This window comes from Nocardioides sp. YIM 152315, assembly GCF_029210375.1.
Taxonomy (GTDB): Bacteria; Actinomycetota; Actinomycetes; order Propionibacteriales; family Nocardioidaceae; genus Nocardioides.
Window position 1 is genome coordinate 1 of sequence record NZ_JARGER010000003.1, and the last position, 16,382, is coordinate 16,382.

Below are 16,382 nucleotides of genomic sequence, written 5' to 3' on the forward strand. Positions count from 1 at the left end.
CCGAGCCCACGATTCGAACTACGAAACCACGTACCTGCCCACCGGCAAGGTCCAGTTCCACCGACGCACGTGACGGCGGGGTGGAGAGCGACATGCGCCGCGTCAACGGGGGAACCCTCCGGTCATGGCCGGCAAGCTCGACATCTATCGCGGGATGCGCGACTTCTCGCGCACGCCAGAGCCGGCCGGTGCGGTGGGTGGGGCAGAGGGGGAGCGCCGGTTCGTCGTGCAGCGGCACCGGGCCAGTCGCCTGCACTACGACGTGCGCTTCGAGATCGACGGAGTCCTGGTGAGCTGGGCGGTGCCCAAGGGGCCGACGCTCGACCCGAAGGCGCGCCGACTCGCGATGCACGTCGAGGACCACCCGGTCGAGTACCTGCACTTCGAGGGCGTGATCCCGTCGGGGGAGTACGGCGGCGGCGACGTCATCGTGTGGGACACCGGCACGTGGGAGCCCGTCCACACCGACGACCCCGGCGCGGCCGTCCGCGACGGCGAGCTGCACGCGGAGATGCACGGCCACAAGCTGCGCGGGCGTCTTGTGCTGGTGCGCCGCGACGACCGGGGCGGGGCGGGCAGCGACGAGTGGATGCTGCTGCACAAGCACGACGACCACGCCGTGGGCGGCTGGGACCCGGAGGAGCACCCGCGCTCCGTGCTCAGCGGCCGCACCAACGAGGAGGTGGTCGAGGACCCGCACCGCATCTGGCGCTCCGAAGCCCCCGCCGCCGAGGCGAGCGTCTCCCTGCTGCCGGAGAGCCTGCCCGCCGAGGCCATCGACGAGCTCGAGTCGCTGGGATCGGGCGGCACCTGGGAGGTCTTCGGGCGACGGCTGAAGGTGACCAACCTCGACAAGGTCCTCTTCCCCGCCGACGATCGTGGCCGGTCGGTCACCAAGCGCGAGCTGCTCGCCTACACAGCCCGCGTCGCGCCGGTGGCCCTGCCCTACCTGGCGGGTCGGCCGCTCAACATGCACCGCTACCCCAACGGCGTCGGCGGCAAGGGCTTCTGGCACAAGCAGCGGCCCGAGCACGCACCCGGGTGGCTGCGCTGCTGGGAGAACCCCGACGCCGACGAGGGCGAGACCACGGCGTACGTCGTGCCGGACGAGCCGGCAGCGCTGGTCTGGGTCGCCAACTTCGGCGCCCTCGAGTGGCACCCGTGGACCTCGCGGGCCGAGTCGCCGCACGAGCCGACGTACGCGCTCATCGACCTCGACCCGGGCGAGCGGACGACGTGGGACGACCTGCTCGCGCTCGCGCGACTGCACCGCACCGCGCTCGACCACCTCGGCGTGACCGCCCGGCCGAAGGTGACCGGCCGGCGCGGCATCCAGATCTGGGTGCCGGTCACCCCCGGCTACACGTTCGAGGACACCCGGGCGTGGGTCGAGAAGGTCTCCCGGACCGTCGGCAAGGTCGTGCCCGAGCTGATCAGCTGGAAGTGGGAGGTCAAGCAGCGCAAGGGACTCGCGCGCCTCGACTACACGCAGAACGCGATCAACAAGACGCTCGTCGCGCCGTACTCGGCGCGTCCGGCGGCGGGCGCGCCCGTCTCGGTGCCCATCGCCTGGTCGGAGCTGGACGACCCCGGCCTCCGCACGGACCGCTGGACGATCCGGACGGTGCTCGACCGGCTGGTCGAGCGCGGCGACCCGTTCCGGGCCCTGCTCGGCGCCGCGCAGGAGCTGCCGGAGATCAGCTGAAGCGAGCTGAGCGCGGACCGCACCGAGCCGGTCATCCAATTGGGGGACGCGGCGCCGCGACGGGCGGCCTAGCGTCGAGGTCATGCTCGGCGCGGACTGGGGCGACCGTCCGCTCCTGCTGGCCGTCGACACCGAGCCGGTGCACCTGCACCGGATCGAGGGCGAGCTGCAGCGGGCGTTCGGCAGCGACTACGGGATCCGTGGCGAACTGCGCTGCGTGGACGCCGTCGCAGCCCTCGAGGGCGCCCACGCGAGGTCGGAGCGCGTCGCGGTCGTGCTCGTCGACGCCGGTCTTCCCGACGAGGAGCGGAGCCGGATCTTCGCGGCCGCGCGGACGCTGCACCCCGAGGCGCGGCGCGCGATGCTCGTGCCGTGGGGTTCGTGGGCGGACCGCGGCACCGCCCAGCGGATCCTGCGCGGCGTCGCGGTCGGAGACATCGACTACTACGTGCTGAAGCCGTGGACCCCCCGGGACGAGCTCTTCCACCGGACCATCGCCGAGTTCGTGCAGGACTGGTCGCGCAACGAGCCCCAGAGCTTCCGCGAGGTGGTGGTCGTCGCGGACCGGTCCTCCGCCCGCGGGTTCGCGATCAGCGACCTGCTCAGCCGCAACCGCATCCCCTACTCGTTCCGCCCCCGCGACTCCGACACCGGACGCCAGGTCTTCGACCGGTTCGGTGCCCCGGGGACCGAGGTCGTCGTCTGGCTGCGCGCCCTCGGCGGCCGGGCGCTCGCCGACCCGACCGACCTCGAGATCGTCGAGGCCTGGGGGATGTCGACCCGGCTGCCGGACGACGATCGCGAGTACGACGTGCTGGTCGTCGGGGCAGGGCCGGGCGGGCTCGGCGCCTCGGTCTACGCCGCGTCAGAGGGACTGCGCACGCTCGTGGTCGAGCGTGAGGCGCTCGGCGGCCAGGCCGGCACGAGCTCCCTGATCCGCAACTACCTGGGGTTCTCCCGCGGGCTCCGGGGCTCGGAGCTCACGCAGCGCGGCTACCAACAGGCGTGGGTCTTCGGCGCACAGTTCGTGCTGATGCGCGAGGTGGGCGGGCTGCGGCGAGCCGGAGACCGGTTCGTGCTCACGATCGCCGACATCGGCGAGGTGTCGGCGCGCGCCGTCATCCTGGCCTCCGGTGTCTCCTACCGCAGGCTGGAGGTGCCGGCTCTGGAGCAGCTCGCGGGGCGGGGTGTCTACTACGGCGCCAACGTGTCCGCGGCCCACGCGCTGACCGGACTGGTGGCCGCGGTCGTCGGCGGGGGCAACTCGGCAGGGCAGGCCGTGCTGCACCTCGCCCGCTACTGCTCCCGGGTCTACCTGGTCGTGCGCGGAGCCGACCTGGCACAGAGCATGTCGGCCTACCTCATCGACGCGATCGACGCGGAGCCGGTCATCGAGGTGCTCACCGAGAGCGAGGTCGTCGACGGGTCCGGCGACGGACGCCTCGAGCGGGTCCGGATCCGGCACCGGGCGAGCGGCCGGGAGCGCGAGGTCGCACTCAACGGACTCTTCGTGATGATCGGCGCCCAGCCGCGGACCGACTGGCTGCCGGCCGAGGTGGGGCGCGACGGCCACGGCTTCCTGCTCACCGGCGCCGACGCGGCGCGGTCGGAGGCGTGGCCGCTGGAGCGGCCGCCGCAGCCGTTCGAGACGACGCTCCCGGGGGTGTTCGCCGTCGGCGACGTGCGCTGCGGCTCGGTCAAGAGGGTCGCCTCGGCCGTGGGCGAGGGCTCGGTCGTGGTGTCCCAGGTCCACACCCACCTGAGCACCGCCCATGGCTGAGCGGCGGCCACCCGCACCCGCGCGACTCGTGAGCGGGGTGCTCGCCCTGCTGCTGCCGATGCTCGGGCTCGTGCTGCTGCTCACCCGGCCCGAGCTCGACGTGAGCTGGGAGCACCATCCCGCGCACTTCTGGGTGGTCTTCGCCACGGCCGCGGTGGCGGCGGGGCTCGCGTACGTGACCGGGGACGCCGCGATCCGGCGCGGCGACGCGCGGGTCCTGCAGGTGTCGCTGACGTTCCTCGCCTCGGCCGGGTTCCTCGCGCTCCACGCGCTGGCGACGCCGGGCATGCTGCTCGGCACCGCCAACCTGGGCTTCCAGCTCGCCACGCCGGTCGGCATCGCGGTCGGGGCCGTCTTCGTCGTGCTCTCCTGCCGCGACGTCCCCGGGGAGCGGGCCCAGGTGGAGGTACGCCGCGGGCGCGCGATGCGCGTCGCCCTGCTCGTCGCGATGGCGGTGTGGGGAGCGTGGTCGCTGGTCGGGCTGCCGCCGCTGGACCGGCCGCCCACCGCCGACGACCTGGCCACGGACCTGCTCGCACTGGTCGCGATCGTGCTCTACCTGCTCGGCGCCGCCCGCTACGTACAGCTCTGGCTGCGCCGCCCGGCCGTGGTGCTGCTCGCGATGCTGTCGGCGTTCGTGCTGCTCGCCGAGGCCATGGTGGCGATCGCCCTGGCCGACAACTGGCACCTCGCCTGGTGGGAGTGGCACCTGCTGCTGCTCGCCGCGTTCGTGCTCGTGGCCCTCGGTGCACGCGCCTCGTGGCACGAGGAGCGGTTCGCGGACCTCTACCTGCCGGCGACGACGTCGGGCACACGGGTGATCAGTGTGCTCTTCGCCGACCTGCAGGGGTTCACGACCTACTCCGAGGGCCACGAACCCGAGGAGGTCACCGCGATGCTCAACGCCTACTTCGCGGCGACCGTCCCGGCCGTCGTCGACCCTCACGGCGGCGACGTCGACCGGATCGTCGGCGACGCGCTGATGGTGACGTTCAACAAGCGCGGCGACCAGCGCGACCACCCGCGGCGCGCGGCGGCCGCCGGACTGGCACTGCAGGCCGCGGCCGCGCGGGTGCACGCCGAGCACCCCGACTGGCCGCGGTTCCGGGTCGGCATCAACACCGGACCGGTCGCCGTGAGCCTGCTCGGCACCGCCGGTGGTCGGACGCACACCGTGATCGGTGACGTCGTCAACACGGCCTCGCGCATCGAGGGCAGGGCGCCCGTCGGCGGCGTGGCGGTCGGCTCGGCGACCAAGGCACTGCTCCCGGGCGCGACGACGGTGCCGCTCGGCGATCTGGAGCTGAAGGGCAAGAGCGGGGCGGTCCCGGTGCACCTGCTCGTCGCGCTGGACGAACGGCCCGACCCGGCGCGCTAGCACCGGGTCGGGCCTGCGACGGTCAGTGGAACTTCCCGAGTCCCTCCCGCTCGAGAAGCATCGTCAGACCGCCGTTCCAGAACGAGAATCCTGCACCCGTGATCATCGCCAGGTCCAGATCCTCCGCGGCGACGACGACGCCCTCGTCGAGCATCCGCCGCGCCTCGTCCGCCAGGCCGGCGAGCACGCGGGCCCGGACCTGGTCGGCGGTGAGCACCACCGGCGACGCGGGCCGCTCCAGCAGCGACTCGACCTCGGGGTCGAGGTCGCCGTCGGGGCCGTAGTACGACGCCTTCCTCGCCGCGACCACCCGCTCGAGCGCGGAGGAGACGTAGAAGCGGTCCGGGAACGCGCCGTGCAGCGTCTCCACGTTGTGCAGCGCGATCGCCGGGCCCACCAGCGCCAGCAGCTGATGAGGCGGCATCGGCGCCACGCCCGCGAAGGCGCCGTCGACCACCGGCACCGGGGTGCCCTCGTCGACGATCCGGCCGACCTCTCCCATGAAGCGGCCCAGCAGCCGGTTGACGATGAACGACGGGCTGTCGTTGACCAGGATCGTGGTCTTCTTCAGCGCCTTGCCGGTCGCGAACGCCGTCGCCAGGGTCTCGTCGGAGGTCTGCTCGCCCTTGACGATCTCGAGCAGCGGCATGACCGCGACCGGGTTGAAGAAGTGGAAGCCGACGACCCGCTCGGGGTGCTCGAGGTCGGCCGCCATCTCGGTGATCGACAGCGACGAGGTGTTGGTCGCCAGGATGCACTCGGGAGAGACGACCTTCTCGACGTCGGCGAAGACCGACCTCTTGACCGACATCTCCTCGAAGACGGCCTCGATCACGAAGTCGGCGTCGGCGAACTCGCTCTTGTCGACGGCACCCGTGACGAGCGTCCGGAGCCGGTTGGCCCGGTCGGGCTTGATCCGGCCCTTGTCGAGCAGCTTGTCGATCTCGGCCTGCACGTAGCCGACGCCCTTGTCGACGCGCTCCTGGTCGAGGTCGGTCAGCACGACCGGCACCTCGAGGCGGCGCACGAAGAGCAGCGCCAGCTGCGAGGCCATCAGGCCCGCGCCCACGACGCCGACCTTGGTCACCGGACGGGCGAGCGCCCTGTCGGGCGCGCCGGCCGGGCGCTTGGCGCGCTTCTGCACCAGGTCGAACGCGTAGAGCGAGGCCAGCAGCTCCGGCGTACGCGACAGCGCCTCGAGCGCCTCGTCCTCGCGCGCGAAGCCGGCGTCCCGGTCGCCGTCGCGAGCGGCGTCGATGAGCTCGACGGCCTTGAGCGCGGCCGGGCTCGCGCCGCCGGTCTTCGACTCGGCGAGGGCGCGGGCGCGCGCGACGGCGGCGTCCCACGCCGCACCGCGGTCGACCTCCGGCCGCTGGACGACGATCTCGCCGCGGAGCACCGCGTCGGCCCAGAGCAGCGACTGCTCGAGGTAGTCCGCACCGGAGAAGACCGCGTCGGCGAGGCCGAGCTCGTACGCCGCGGCGCCGCCCAGCGTCCTGCCGTTGTTGAGCGGGTTCTCGAGGATCGCGGTCACCGCCTTGTCGGCGCCGACCAGGTTCGGCACCAGGAAGGCACCGCCCCAGCCGGGGATCAGGCCGAGCATGACCTCGGGCAGGCCGAGCGCCGGGGCACTGTCCATCACCGTGCGGTAGGTGCAGTGCAGCGCGACCTCGAGGCCGCCACCGAGGGCCAGGCCGTTGATGAACCCGAACGACGGCTTGCCGCCCCCTGCCGTTCCTCGGCCGAGCTTGCGGAAGACCGCGTGGCCGAGCTCCGCCACGACGCGCACGCCGTCGGGGCCGCCGCCGGCGATCGACGTCAGGTCGGCGCCGGCCGCGAGGATGAACGGCTTGCCGGTGACGCCGATCGCGGTGATCTCGTCGTCGGCGAGCGCGGCGTCGACGGCCTCGTTCAGGGCGAGCAGCGAGCGCGGGCCGAAGGTGTTCGGCTTCGTGTGGTCCTCGCCGTTGTCGAGCGTGATCAGGCCGAAGATCGCCCCGCTGGGGAGGGCGATCTTGCGCAGGTGAGCCCGGGTGACGCGCTCGGCGTCGGAGGAGATCTCCTGGGCGCGGGTCAGCAGGTTCGTCAGGTCGTTCATCAGGCGGCCTCTCCGGTCCAGTGCGGGTTCTCCCAGATGACGGTGCCGCCCATGCCGATGCCGATGCACATGGTGGTCAGGCCGTAGCGCACCTCGGGGCGCTCCTCGAACGCCTTCGCGAGCTGCGTCATCAGCCGCACGCCGGAGGACGCCAGCGGGTGGCCCATCGCGATCGCGCCGCCGTACGGGTTGACCCGCGGGTCATCGTCGGCGATCCCGAAGTGCTCGAGGAAGGCGAGCACCTGCACGGCGAACGCCTCGTTGACCTCGAACGCGTCGATGTCGTCGATGGTGAGGTCGGCCTGCCTGAGCGCCTTCTCGGTCGCCGGGATCGGGCCGGCGCCCATCACCTCGGGCTCGACGCCGACGAAGGAGTAGGACACCAGGCGCATCTTGACCGGGAGACCGAGCTCGCGGGCGGTCTCCTCGTCGGCGAGCAGCGCCGCGGTCGCGCCGTCGTTGATGCCCGCGGCGTTGCCGGCGGTCACCTTGCCGTGCGGGCGGAACGGCGTCTTGAGCACGGCCAGCGACTCCAGGGTCGTGCCCGGGCGCATCGGCTCGTCGATCGTGGCCAGGCCCCAGCCCTCCTCGGCGGAGCGTGTGGCGACCGGCACCAGGTCGGGCTGGAGCCTCCCGGCGTCGTACGCCGCCGCCGTCTTCTGCTGCGAGCGCACCGCGTACGCGTCGACGCGCTCCTTGGTGATCGTCGGGTAGCGGTCGTGCAGGTTCTCCGCGGTCTTGCCCATCACGAGGGCGTCGGGGTCGACGAGTCGCTCGGAGAGGATGCGCGGGTTGGGGTCGACCCCCTCGCCCATCGGGTGGCGGCCCATGTGCTCGACGCCGCCGGCGATCGCGACGTCGTAGGCGCCGAAGGCGATGCCGGAGGCGGTGGTCGTCACCGCGGTCATGGCGCCGGCGCACATCCGGTCGATGGCGTAGCCGGGGACGCTCTGCGGCAGTCCGGAGAGGAGCGCGGCGGTGCGGCCGATGGTCAGGCCCTGGTCGCCGATCTGCGTAGTGGCGGCGACGGCCACCTCGTCGACGCGCTCCGGCGGCAGCGACGGGTTGCGCCGCAGGAGCTCGCGGATGCACTTGATGACCAGGTCGTCGGCACGGGTCTCGGCGTACTGGCCCTTGGCCTTGCCGAACGGGGTGCGGACGCCGTCGACGAAGACGACCTCTCGCGACTGTCGGGGTCTACCCATGGTGAGGGGCTCTCCTCGGGAGGGATGCGATGGACGCCGCTACGTTACCAGCGGGTAATAACGGCGGGCGTGTGACCTCCCCCTCGCCCGGCGGTGCACCATGCCGACGACGACCCTCACTACGCTGTGCCCCATGCCGGACCGCCTGGTGCACATCGTCGACGACGTCCCCGAGCCGGAGGACGGCTCGTCCCTGACGATGGTGCTGGTGCTGGACGGGTTCCTCGACGCCGGCAACGCGGCCGCCCGGGCGGCGCAGCACCTCGTCGACCTGTCGGAGGGGCCCGTGGTCGCGACGTTCGACGTCGACCAGCTCCACGACTACCGCGCCCGCCGGCCACCGATGTCCTTCGTGCGCGACCACTACGCGTCGTACGACGCACCGCGGCTAGTCGTCCGGCTCCTGCGCGACGCCGGCGGCACGCCGTACCTGCTGCTGCACGGACCCGAGCCCGACACCAGGTGGGAGGCGTTCTGCCGCGCGGTCCGCGAGGTCGTCGAGCGGCTCGGCGTGACCCGCGTCATCGGGATCGGGTCGGTGCCGATGGCGGTGCCGCACACCCGGCCGATCACGCTCACCCCGCACGCCAACGACCCCGCACTGCTCACCGGCGCGAGCCCGTGGCGCGGCGAGCTGCGCATCCCGAGCAGCGCCCAGGCCCTGCTCGAGATCCGGTTGGGGGAGTGGGGCCACGAGGCGATGGGGTTCGTCGCGCACGTCCCCCACTACCTCGCGCAGATGGACTACCCGCTGGCGGCCGCCGCCCTGCTCGAGCAGGTGGAGATCGCCGGTCGGCTGACGATCGACCTCTCGGGCCTGCGCGCCGAGGCCGACGACAAGGACGCCGAGGTCGCCGGCTACCTCGCGGCCAACGAGGACGTCGCCGAGGTGGTCGCGGCGCTGGAGCGGCAGTACGACGCGTTCGAGCGCGCCGAGGACAGCGGCTCCAACCTGCTCGCGGCCGACCAGCCGCTGCCGACCGGGGAGGAGATCGGCCGCCAGTTCGAGCAGTTCCTCGCCGGCCTCGACGGTCCCGACGAGCCGCGCGACGGCGACCAGGAGGGCGACTGACGTGCCGCGCGACGCCGACGAGCTCCTCGAGCTGCTCGACCTCGAGCGGATCGACGACGACCTCTTCCGTGGTGCCCAGATGCCGACGACCCGGTCGATGGTCTTCGGGGGCCAGGTGGCCGCGCAGGCGCTGGTGGCCGCCTCGCGCACGGTCGACGAGCCGTACACCGCGCACTCGCTGCACTCCTACTTCCTCCAGCCGGGGGACCCGAGCGTCCCGACGATCTACGACGTCGAGAACCTCCGCGACGGCCGATCGTTCGTGACCCGCCGCGTCCTCGCGCAGCAGCACGGCCGCCCGATCTACGCGCAGACCGTGAACTTCCACCTCTCCGAGCCCGGCCTCGAGCACGAGGAGTCGATGCCCGACGTCCCCGGGCCCGACCACGAGTCGGTGCGGCCGGTGACCCGGCAGCAACGCGACGAGCTGCACGCCGACCAGTGGAGCGTCGCCGACATCCGCTTCATCGGCTCGTCGGCGTCAGGGCTGGAGCCCGACCCCCGGCACCCGGCGCGGCAGCGCGTCTGGCTCCGGGTGTCCTCGCCCCTGCCCGAGGACCAGTTCTGGCACCGCGCGGCCTTCACCTACCTCTCCGACATGACGCTGGTCGGGGCGGCGATGGCCCCCCACGACATCCGCTTCGGCAGGGGGGACGCGTTCGTCGCCTCGCTCGACCACGCGGTGTGGTTCCACCGGCCGTTCCGGGCCGACGAGTGGTGGCTCTACGACCAGGTGTCGCCGGCGGCCACCTCGGGACGGACCCTGGTCATCGCCCGGGTCTTCAGCCGGGACGGGTCGCTGGTGGCGTCCGTCGCGCAGGAGGCCGTGCTCCGGCCCCGGAAGGGGGCCTGATGGCCGAGCTCACCCCGACCGAGGAGCTCGTCGACCTGCTCGATCTCGAGGAACTCGACGTCGACCTCTACCGCGGCAAGCAGCCGGAGTCGGCACGCGCCCGCGTCTACGGCGGCCAGGTCGCGGCCCAGGCGCTGATCGCCGCCATCCGCACCGTGCCCGAGGAGTACGTCGTGCACTCGCTGCACTCCTACTTCCTGCTTGGTGGGGACTACTCGGTGCCGATCGTCTACGACGTCGAGCGCCCCCGCGACGGTCGCTCGTTCGTGACGCGCCGCGTGGTCGCCCGCCAGCACGGACGCCCGATCTACTACCAGTCGCTGAACTTCCAGCGGCCCGAGGACGGCTTCGAGCACCAGGACGCGATGCCCTCGGTCGGCGCCCCGGAGACCGGCTTCGACCTGCTCGAGGTGATGCGCCGTGGCGGCGACGCCGAGGCCGACGCGCTCGGCAAGGAGTGGGGCGCCCTCGACGTGCGCTGGCTCGGCAACACGCGGTTCGGTCTCGACCCCGACGACGGCCACGTCTCCCAGGCGCGGATGTGGGTCCGGCTGCGCGACGGCCTGCCCGACGACCCGGCGATCCACGCCGCGGCGTTCACCTATGCCAGCGACGTGAGCCTGCTCGGCGCGACCCTGTCGGTGCACGACGCGAACCCCTCGAAGACCCAGATGGCCTCGCTCGACCACACGCTGTGGTTCCACCGGCCGTTCCGGGCCGACGAGTGGTGGCTCTACGACCAGTGGTCGCCCTCGGCCCAGGGCGCGCGGGGCCTCGCCTTCGGCCGGATCTTCACCGCCGACGGCACGCTCGTCGCCACGGCCGCCCAGGAGGGACTGATCCGGCCGCGCCGGCCCTGAGCCCGCCCGGCCGTCCCCGGGCCGTCCTAGGCTCGCGCCATGCCGGATCCGCTGCGGCTCACCCGCGCCGACGCGCGTCGCATCGCCGTGCGCGCCCAGCTGCTGACGGCCGACCGGCCGCGCGACGTCGTCGACACGGTCCGCCACCTCGCGGTCGTCCAGGCGGAGCCGACCAGCGCGATCGCGCCGAGTGCCGACCTGGTGCTGTGGAGCAGGCTCGGGCCGTCGTACGACGTCGCGACGCTGCGCGAGGCGCTCGACGAGCAGGTGCTGATCGAGCACCACGGCTTCATCCGGCCCACCTCCGACATGGCGCTCTTCCAAGCCGAGATGGCGGCGTGGCCCGGCGCCGGTGCGCTCAAGGACTGGGAGGTCGCGCGGGCCGAGTGGGTCGAGGCCAACTCCGGGTGCCACCGCGACCTGCTCGACCGGCTGCGCCGCGACGGCCCGCTGCCGACCGGCGAGCTGCCCGACAGCTGCGAGGTGCCGTGGCGGTCGTCGGGCTGGAACAACGCGCGCAACGTCCAGATGCTCCTGATGCTGATGGTCTCCCGCGGCGAGGTCGCCTGCGTCGGGCGCGAGGGACGCGAACAGCTGTGGGACCTGGCCGATCGGGTCTATCCCGACGACCCCTACCCGGATGTCGAGGAGGCCCGGCTCCTGCGCGACCGGCGGCGGCTCGCCGCCCTCGGGATCGCCCGGCCGAAGGCCGCCGCGTCGCCGGGGGAGCAGCACGACGTGGGCACGGCGGGCGTGCCGGCAGTCGTCGAGGGGGTGCGCGGCACCTGGCGGGTCGACCCCGCGCTGGCCGACCTCGTGGGCGCGGACCTCGCCGGGCGTGCGGCGCTGCTGTCGCCGTTCGACCGACTGGTGCAGGACCGCAAGCGGCTGACAGAGGTCTTCGAGTTCGACTACCTGCTCGAGATGTACAAGCCCGCGTCCCGGCGGCGGTGGGGCTACTACGCGCTGCCGATCCTGTGCGGCGACCGGCTGATCGGCAAGCTCGATGCGAGCGCCGACCGGGCCGAGGGCGCGCTGGTCGTGCGGGCGGTCCACGAGGACGAGCCCTTCCCGCGCCACGTCGCGGCGGCGGTCGACGCCGAGATCGGGGCGCTCGCGGAGTGGCTCGATCTCGACCTCGTCCGCCTCGACCGGGCACCGGCCTGACCGCGAGCTGGTCTGGTCCACCTTGCTGCTCCGCCGCGATCCTGCCGATGGGGCTGCCATGAGGTACCCACAGCATGGACCGAGCGCCGACGAGCTGACGCTGTCGGCGGTGCCGCTCGTGCACGACGTCGTCGGGGAGGTCTCCGCGCGCGTCCCGTCGTGCGTCGACCGCGACGATCTGCTCTCGGTCGGCCTGGTCGCGGCGGCGGAGGCCGCCCGCGCCTACGACCCGACGATCGACGGTGACTTCCTCGTCTACGCCAACGCCGTGGTCCGCGGCGAGATCCTCGTCGTCCTCCGCTCCACCGACCTCCGCGCGACCCGCCCCGAGCCGGTCGCGGTCGGGACCGTCGCACCCGACGCCCGGCTCGCCGGCCTGCGCCGGGCGATCGACACCCTGGAGGCGCGCCACCGGCAGGTGCTCGACGGCTACTTCCTCGACGAGCGGGCCACCGCGGCGCTCGCGGCCGACCTCGGGCTGACCGAGGCGCGGGTCGTGCAGCTGCGCACCGAGGCGCTGCTGTGGTTGCGCGACACGCTGCGCGCCAACGCCATCGACCCGGCGGGCGGCACGCAGCGGGGCGGCCTGCGCGCGGCGTACGCCGCCGCCTCCGGCCTGCGCCGTCTGGTGCCGGCGGGGTCGACGCCCGACGACGACCCGCTGCCGCGCGGCGCCGCCTGAGGTTCCCTCAGGCCGGTGTCGCGGCCCCCGCCAGGTGCGGAGCGCCGTTCGACGGCGACGAGAGCGAGAACGCGTACGCCCCGGGGCCGGCCTCCGGCGCGCGGCGAGACCCGAACGCCACGGTGCCCGGCAGCAGGATCGGCCTCTTGAACGCGGCCGCGACGGTGACGGCGCGGGGGAGCCGGTTCTCCAGCGCGCCGACGCAGCGAGCCAGCGACCACATGCCGTGGGCGATCTGGCGGGGGAAGCCGAACGCCTTCGCGGTGAGCGGGTAGAGGTGGATCGGGTTGCGGTCGCCCGACACGGCGGCGTACCGACGGCCGAGGTCGGACCGGAGCCTCCACTCGGTGCCGGTGGGCGGCGCCTCGGGGAAGGTCGGACCCGTCGGCGCGCCCTCGGACCCGTGGCCGCGACGCAGGAACGTCGAGGTCTCCTCCCACACGAGCTCGCCCCGCGCGTGCACCTGGGTGACCAGGTCGAAGACCCGGCCCTTGGCGTGCGGGCGGAGGCCGTCGGGGTGGGCGGTGACCTGGACCCTCTCGGTCGGCGCGATCGGTCGGTGCTGCGTGAAGGAGTTCTCGAGGTGGACGGTGCCGATCGCGGGGAAGGGGAAGAACGCGTCGGCCATGATCCGCAGGTGCAGCCCGAACGCCAGCAGGTGCGGGTAGGTCAGCGGCACGGTGTCCTTGCGGGGGAAGCCGCACAGGTCGGCGTACGCCGCGACGTGGTCGGGGTCGATCAGGACGTCGTGGCGCTCGAGGCGCAGGTCGGGCAGGTCGCCGCCCGGACGGACCTTGGGGAGCGCTGCCTTGAGCAGCAGCGGGATGCCGACCACGTCAGGCACCCAGCATCATCTGGCCGCAGACCCGCACGACGTTGCCGCTGACGGCCGTCGAGCCGGGGCTGGCGTACCACGCGATCGTCTCGGCGACGTCGACGGGCAGGCCGCCCTGGGCCATCGCGTTGAGTCGCTGTCCGACCTCGCGCGTCGCGAACGGCACCGCGGCGGTCATCTGGGTGATGATGAAGCCGGGCGCGACCGCGTTGACGGTGATGCCGCGGCCCTCTCCGTCGGCCAGCTCGTCGGCGAGGGAGTCCACGAGGCCGATGACGCCCGCCTTCGACGTCGCGTAGTTGGTCTGCCCGACGTTGCCGGCGATGCCCGCGATCGACGCGACCCCGATGATCGAGCCGTTGTCGTTGACGACCCTCTCGTCCAGCAGGTGCCGGGTGATCCGCTCGGGAGCGACCAGGTTGACCTCGATCACCTGCTCGAAGCGCTCCTCGGTCATGTTGACGAGCCGCTTGTCACGAGTGATGCCGGCGTTGTGCACGACCACGTCGACCCCGCCGTGTCGCTCTCGCAGGTGCCGTGAGATCCGCTGCGGCGCGTCCTTGGCGGTGATGTCGAGCAGGAGGTGGTCGCCGTCGAGCTCCTTCATCACCGCCTGCAGCTCGCTGGCCGCCTGGGGCACGTCGACGCCGACGAGCGTCGCGCCGTCGCGGTGGAGCACGCGTGCGATCTGCTCGCCGATGCCGCGGCTGGCGCCGGTGACCAGGGCGACGCGGCCCTCGAGCGGCCTGGTCCAGTCGGCCACCGCGCCCGCGTCGGTGGCGCCGTGGACGCCGATGCGCACCACCTGACCGGAGACGTACGCCGACTTGGGGGACAGCAGGAAGGCGAGCGTGCTGTGCACCGCGGACTCGGCGCCGTCGGCGACGTACACCAGCTGCACGGTGCCACCGCGCCCGATCTCCTTGCCGAGGCTGCGCGTGAACCCCTCGAGCGCCCGCTGGGCGACTCGCTCCCCATCCGCGGCCTGCTCCGGCGGGGTGCCGAGCACGACCACCCGGGGACAGCGGTCGAGGCGGCGCAACAGCGGAGTGAAGAAGTCACGCAGCGCGACCAGCTGGTCGGACGAGGTCAGCCCGGTCGCGTCGAGCACCAAGCCCTTGAACGTGGCCTCCCCGGAGGTGTCGGTCGTCGCGATGATGCCCAGCGAGTCGAGGATGCCGACCAGGTCGTCGGCCAGGCGGCCCCGGCCGCCGACCGCGACCGTGCCGTCGACGAGCGGGGCGCCCGCGACGTACCGCTCCAGCTCCGCCGGCTGGGGGAGCCCGAGCAGCTTGCTGACCTGCCGGCCGATGGCGGACTCGGTGAATCCCCGGTAGAGATCGCTCATGACGGCAATGCAACTCCTCGTGCAACTCCGAGTCCAGATTTCGTGACCTGGCACTCATGTCCTTCACTCGTTCCCGCCCCCGACGCAGGATGAACCCATGGCCACCAGCACCCGCCGCGTCGCCGTCATCGGCGGCAACCGCACGCCGTTCGCCCGCTCGAACACCGCCTACGCCGACGCCTCCAACCAGGACCTGCTCATCGCCGCCGTCGACGGACTCGTCGCGCGGTTCGGGCTGGAGGGGGAGCGGCTCGGCGAGGTCGTCGCCGGGGCGGTCCTGAAGCACGCACGCGACTTCAACCTCGCTCGCGAGTCCGTGCTCGGCTCGCGGCTCGCCCCGGAGACCCCGGCAGTCGACATCCAGCAGGCGTGCGGCACCGGGCTGCAGGCGGCGATCCAGGTCGCCGACAAGATCGCGCTCGGGACGATCGAGGCCGGCATCGCCGGCGGCACCGACACCACCTCCGACGCCCCGGTCGCGATCAGCGACCGGCTGCGCCGGAAGCTGATGAAGGTCAACGCGGCGCGCGACACGGCCGGCAAGGTCAAGGCGCTCGGCGCGATCAGGCCGGGCGACATCGGCCTCGAGATCCCGCAGAACGGCGAGCCGCGCACCCGGCTCTCCATGGGCGAGCACGCCGCGCTGACCGCCGTCGAGTGGGAGATCGCGCGCGCGGCGCAGGACGCGCTGGCCGCCGCGTCGCACCAGCACCTGGCGGCGGCCTACGACCGGGGCTGGCTCGACGACCAGGTGACGCCGTTCCGGGGACTCGAGCGCGACAACAACCTCCGCCCGGACTCGAGCGTGGAGAGGCTGGCGGACCTCCGGCCCGTCTTCGGCCGCGGCGGGGCCGCGACGATGACCGCCGGCAACTCGACTCCGCTCACCGACGGTGCGTCGGCGGTGCTGCTCGCCTCGGAGGACTGGGCGTCGTCGCGCGGGCTGGAGCCGCTGGCGTGGTTCGTCGACTCCGAGACCGCCGCCGTCGACTACGTGCACGGCGGCGAGGGACTGCTGATGGCGCCGGCGTACGCCGTGCCGCGGATGCTCGCCCGCCACGGCCTCACCCTGCAGGACTTCGACTTCTACGAGATCCACGAGGCCTTCGCCTCGCAGGTGCTGGCCACACTCGAGGCGTGGGAGGACCCGATCTTCTGCAAGGAGCGGCTCGGTCTCGACGCGCCCCTCGGCGCGATCGACCGGTCGCGCCTGAACGTGAACGGCTCCTCGCTCGCCGCCGGCCACCCCTTCGCCGCCACCGGTGGGCGCATCCTCAACGTCGCCGCCAAGCTGCTGGCCGAGCGCGGGTCCGGCCGCGCGCTGATCTCGATCTGTGCTGCCGGCGGTCAGGGCGTCGTGGCGATCCTGGAGCGCTGACCCGCCCGAAAGTTTCGGGCG

At 73.1% G+C, this 16,382-nt stretch carries 13 protein-coding genes; 9 read left to right on the forward strand and 4 right to left on the reverse strand.

The window, feature by feature from the left end; translation table 11 throughout:
* Positions 1-124 precede the first annotated feature (124 nt).
* From PZ894_RS00015 to PZ894_RS00025, 3 genes are all read left to right on the forward strand, one after another.
* On the forward strand, positions 125-1,705 hold the full coding sequence (locus PZ894_RS00015) for a DNA polymerase ligase N-terminal domain-containing protein (protein ID WP_275741180.1): 1,581 nt from the start codon (positions 125-127) through the stop codon (positions 1,703-1,705).
* An 82-nt stretch (positions 1,706-1,787) separates the two neighbouring features.
* The gene (locus PZ894_RS00020; RefSeq protein ID WP_275741182.1) at positions 1,788-3,485 is read left to right on the forward strand and encodes an FAD-dependent oxidoreductase; all 1,698 of its coding nucleotides are present in this window, start codon (positions 1,788-1,790) and stop codon (positions 3,483-3,485) included.
* Complete coding sequence (locus PZ894_RS00025) at positions 3,478-4,863, forward strand: adenylate/guanylate cyclase domain-containing protein (protein ID WP_275741184.1); 1,386 nt, start codon at positions 3,478-3,480, stop codon at positions 4,861-4,863. Before PZ894_RS00020 ends, PZ894_RS00025 begins: the two co-directional genes overlap by 8 nt.
* A 22-nt stretch (positions 4,864-4,885) precedes the next feature.
* Here PZ894_RS00025 and PZ894_RS00030 read toward each other — a convergent pair whose 3' ends face one another.
* Together PZ894_RS00030 and PZ894_RS00035 are read right to left on the reverse strand one after the other, a co-directional pair.
* A complete protein-coding gene (locus PZ894_RS00030) occupies positions 4,886-6,961 on the reverse strand; it encodes a 3-hydroxyacyl-CoA dehydrogenase NAD-binding domain-containing protein (protein ID WP_275741186.1) in 2,076 nt (691 codons plus the stop codon).
* The gene (locus PZ894_RS00035; RefSeq protein WP_275741188.1) at positions 6,961-8,166 is read right to left on the reverse strand and encodes a thiolase family protein; all 1,206 of its coding nucleotides are present in this window, start codon (positions 8,164-8,166) and stop codon (positions 6,961-6,963) included. Before PZ894_RS00035 ends, PZ894_RS00030 begins: the two co-directional genes overlap by 1 nt.
* Positions 8,167-8,299: 133 nt before the next feature.
* Here PZ894_RS00035 and PZ894_RS00040 point away from each other — a divergent pair, with 133 nt between their 5' ends.
* Genes PZ894_RS00040 through PZ894_RS00060 form a run of 5 tightly spaced genes read left to right on the forward strand, consistent with a single transcriptional unit; the run spans position 8,300 to position 12,800 of the window.
* The gene (locus PZ894_RS00040) at positions 8,300-9,238 is read left to right on the forward strand and encodes a PAC2 family protein (protein WP_275741190.1); all 939 of its coding nucleotides are present in this window, start codon (positions 8,300-8,302) and stop codon (positions 9,236-9,238) included.
* 1 nt (position 9,239) lies between these two features.
* Positions 9,240-10,091 carry an acyl-CoA thioesterase domain-containing protein gene (locus tag PZ894_RS00045; protein WP_275741192.1) on the forward strand — a complete coding sequence of 284 codons (852 nt, stop codon included), beginning with the start codon at positions 9,240-9,242 and terminating at the stop codon, positions 10,089-10,091.
* Positions 10,091-10,951 (forward strand): acyl-CoA thioesterase II, encoded by an 861-nt coding sequence (locus PZ894_RS00050; RefSeq protein WP_275741194.1) that lies wholly within the window; start codon positions 10,091-10,093, stop codon positions 10,949-10,951. The genes PZ894_RS00045 and PZ894_RS00050 overlap by 1 nt, the downstream gene beginning before the upstream one ends.
* Positions 10,952-10,990: 39 nt before the next feature.
* Positions 10,991-12,118, forward strand: a complete 1,128-nt coding sequence (locus PZ894_RS00055) for a crosslink repair DNA glycosylase YcaQ family protein (protein ID WP_275741196.1) — start codon at positions 10,991-10,993, stop codon at positions 12,116-12,118.
* A 58-nt stretch (positions 12,119-12,176) separates the two neighbouring features.
* Entirely contained in the window at positions 12,177-12,800 is a 624-nt protein-coding gene (locus PZ894_RS00060) for a sigma-70 family RNA polymerase sigma factor (RefSeq protein WP_275741199.1), read from the forward strand.
* A 7-nt stretch (positions 12,801-12,807) separates the two neighbouring features.
* On the opposite strand, the gene PZ894_RS00065 is transcribed toward PZ894_RS00060, so the two are convergent.
* Both PZ894_RS00065 and PZ894_RS00070 read right to left on the reverse strand, forming a co-directional pair.
* Positions 12,808-13,644, reverse strand: a complete 837-nt coding sequence (locus tag PZ894_RS00065; RefSeq protein WP_275741201.1) for a MaoC/PaaZ C-terminal domain-containing protein — start codon at positions 13,642-13,644, stop codon at positions 12,808-12,810.
* Positions 13,637-14,983 (reverse strand): 3-oxoacyl-ACP reductase, encoded by a 1,347-nt coding sequence (locus PZ894_RS00070; RefSeq protein WP_275741202.1) that lies wholly within the window; start codon positions 14,981-14,983, stop codon positions 13,637-13,639. The genes PZ894_RS00065 and PZ894_RS00070 overlap by 8 nt, the downstream gene beginning before the upstream one ends.
* A gap of 97 nt (positions 14,984-15,080) precedes the next feature.
* On the opposite strand from PZ894_RS00070, the gene PZ894_RS00075 reads away from it, so the two are divergent.
* Positions 15,081-16,361 carry an acetyl-CoA C-acetyltransferase gene (locus tag PZ894_RS00075; RefSeq protein ID WP_275741204.1) on the forward strand — a complete coding sequence of 427 codons (1,281 nt, stop codon included), beginning with the start codon at positions 15,081-15,083 and terminating at the stop codon, positions 16,359-16,361.
* The last annotated feature ends 21 nt before the right edge of the window (positions 16,362-16,382 follow it).

Coding starts and splice junctions, on each gene's coding strand:
- PZ894_RS00015 (WP_275741180.1), top strand. CDS start 125: ATGGCCGGCAAGCTCGACATCTATCGCGGGATGCGCGACTTCTCGCGC.
- PZ894_RS00040 (WP_275741190.1), top strand. CDS start 8,300: ATGCCGGACCGCCTGGTGCACATCGTCGACGACGTCCCCGAGCCGGAG.
- PZ894_RS00075 (WP_275741204.1), top strand. CDS start 15,081: ATGGCCACCAGCACCCGCCGCGTCGCCGTCATCGGCGGCAACCGCACG.
- PZ894_RS00060 (WP_275741199.1), top strand. CDS start 12,177: ATGAGGTACCCACAGCATGGACCGAGCGCCGACGAGCTGACGCTGTCG.
- PZ894_RS00035 (WP_275741188.1), bottom strand. CDS start 8,166: ATGGGTAGACCCCGACAGTCGCGAGAGGTCGTCTTCGTCGACGGCGTC.
- PZ894_RS00030 (WP_275741186.1), bottom strand. CDS start 6,961: ATGAACGACCTGACGAACCTGCTGACCCGCGCCCAGGAGATCTCCTCC.
- PZ894_RS00055 (WP_275741196.1), top strand. CDS start 10,991: ATGCCGGATCCGCTGCGGCTCACCCGCGCCGACGCGCGTCGCATCGCC.
- PZ894_RS00070 (WP_275741202.1), bottom strand. CDS start 14,983: ATGAGCGATCTCTACCGGGGATTCACCGAGTCCGCCATCGGCCGGCAG.
- PZ894_RS00050 (WP_275741194.1), top strand. CDS start 10,091: ATGGCCGAGCTCACCCCGACCGAGGAGCTCGTCGACCTGCTCGATCTC.
- PZ894_RS00020 (WP_275741182.1), top strand. CDS start 1,788: ATGCTCGGCGCGGACTGGGGCGACCGTCCGCTCCTGCTGGCCGTCGAC.
- PZ894_RS00025 (WP_275741184.1), top strand. CDS start 3,478: ATGGCTGAGCGGCGGCCACCCGCACCCGCGCGACTCGTGAGCGGGGTG.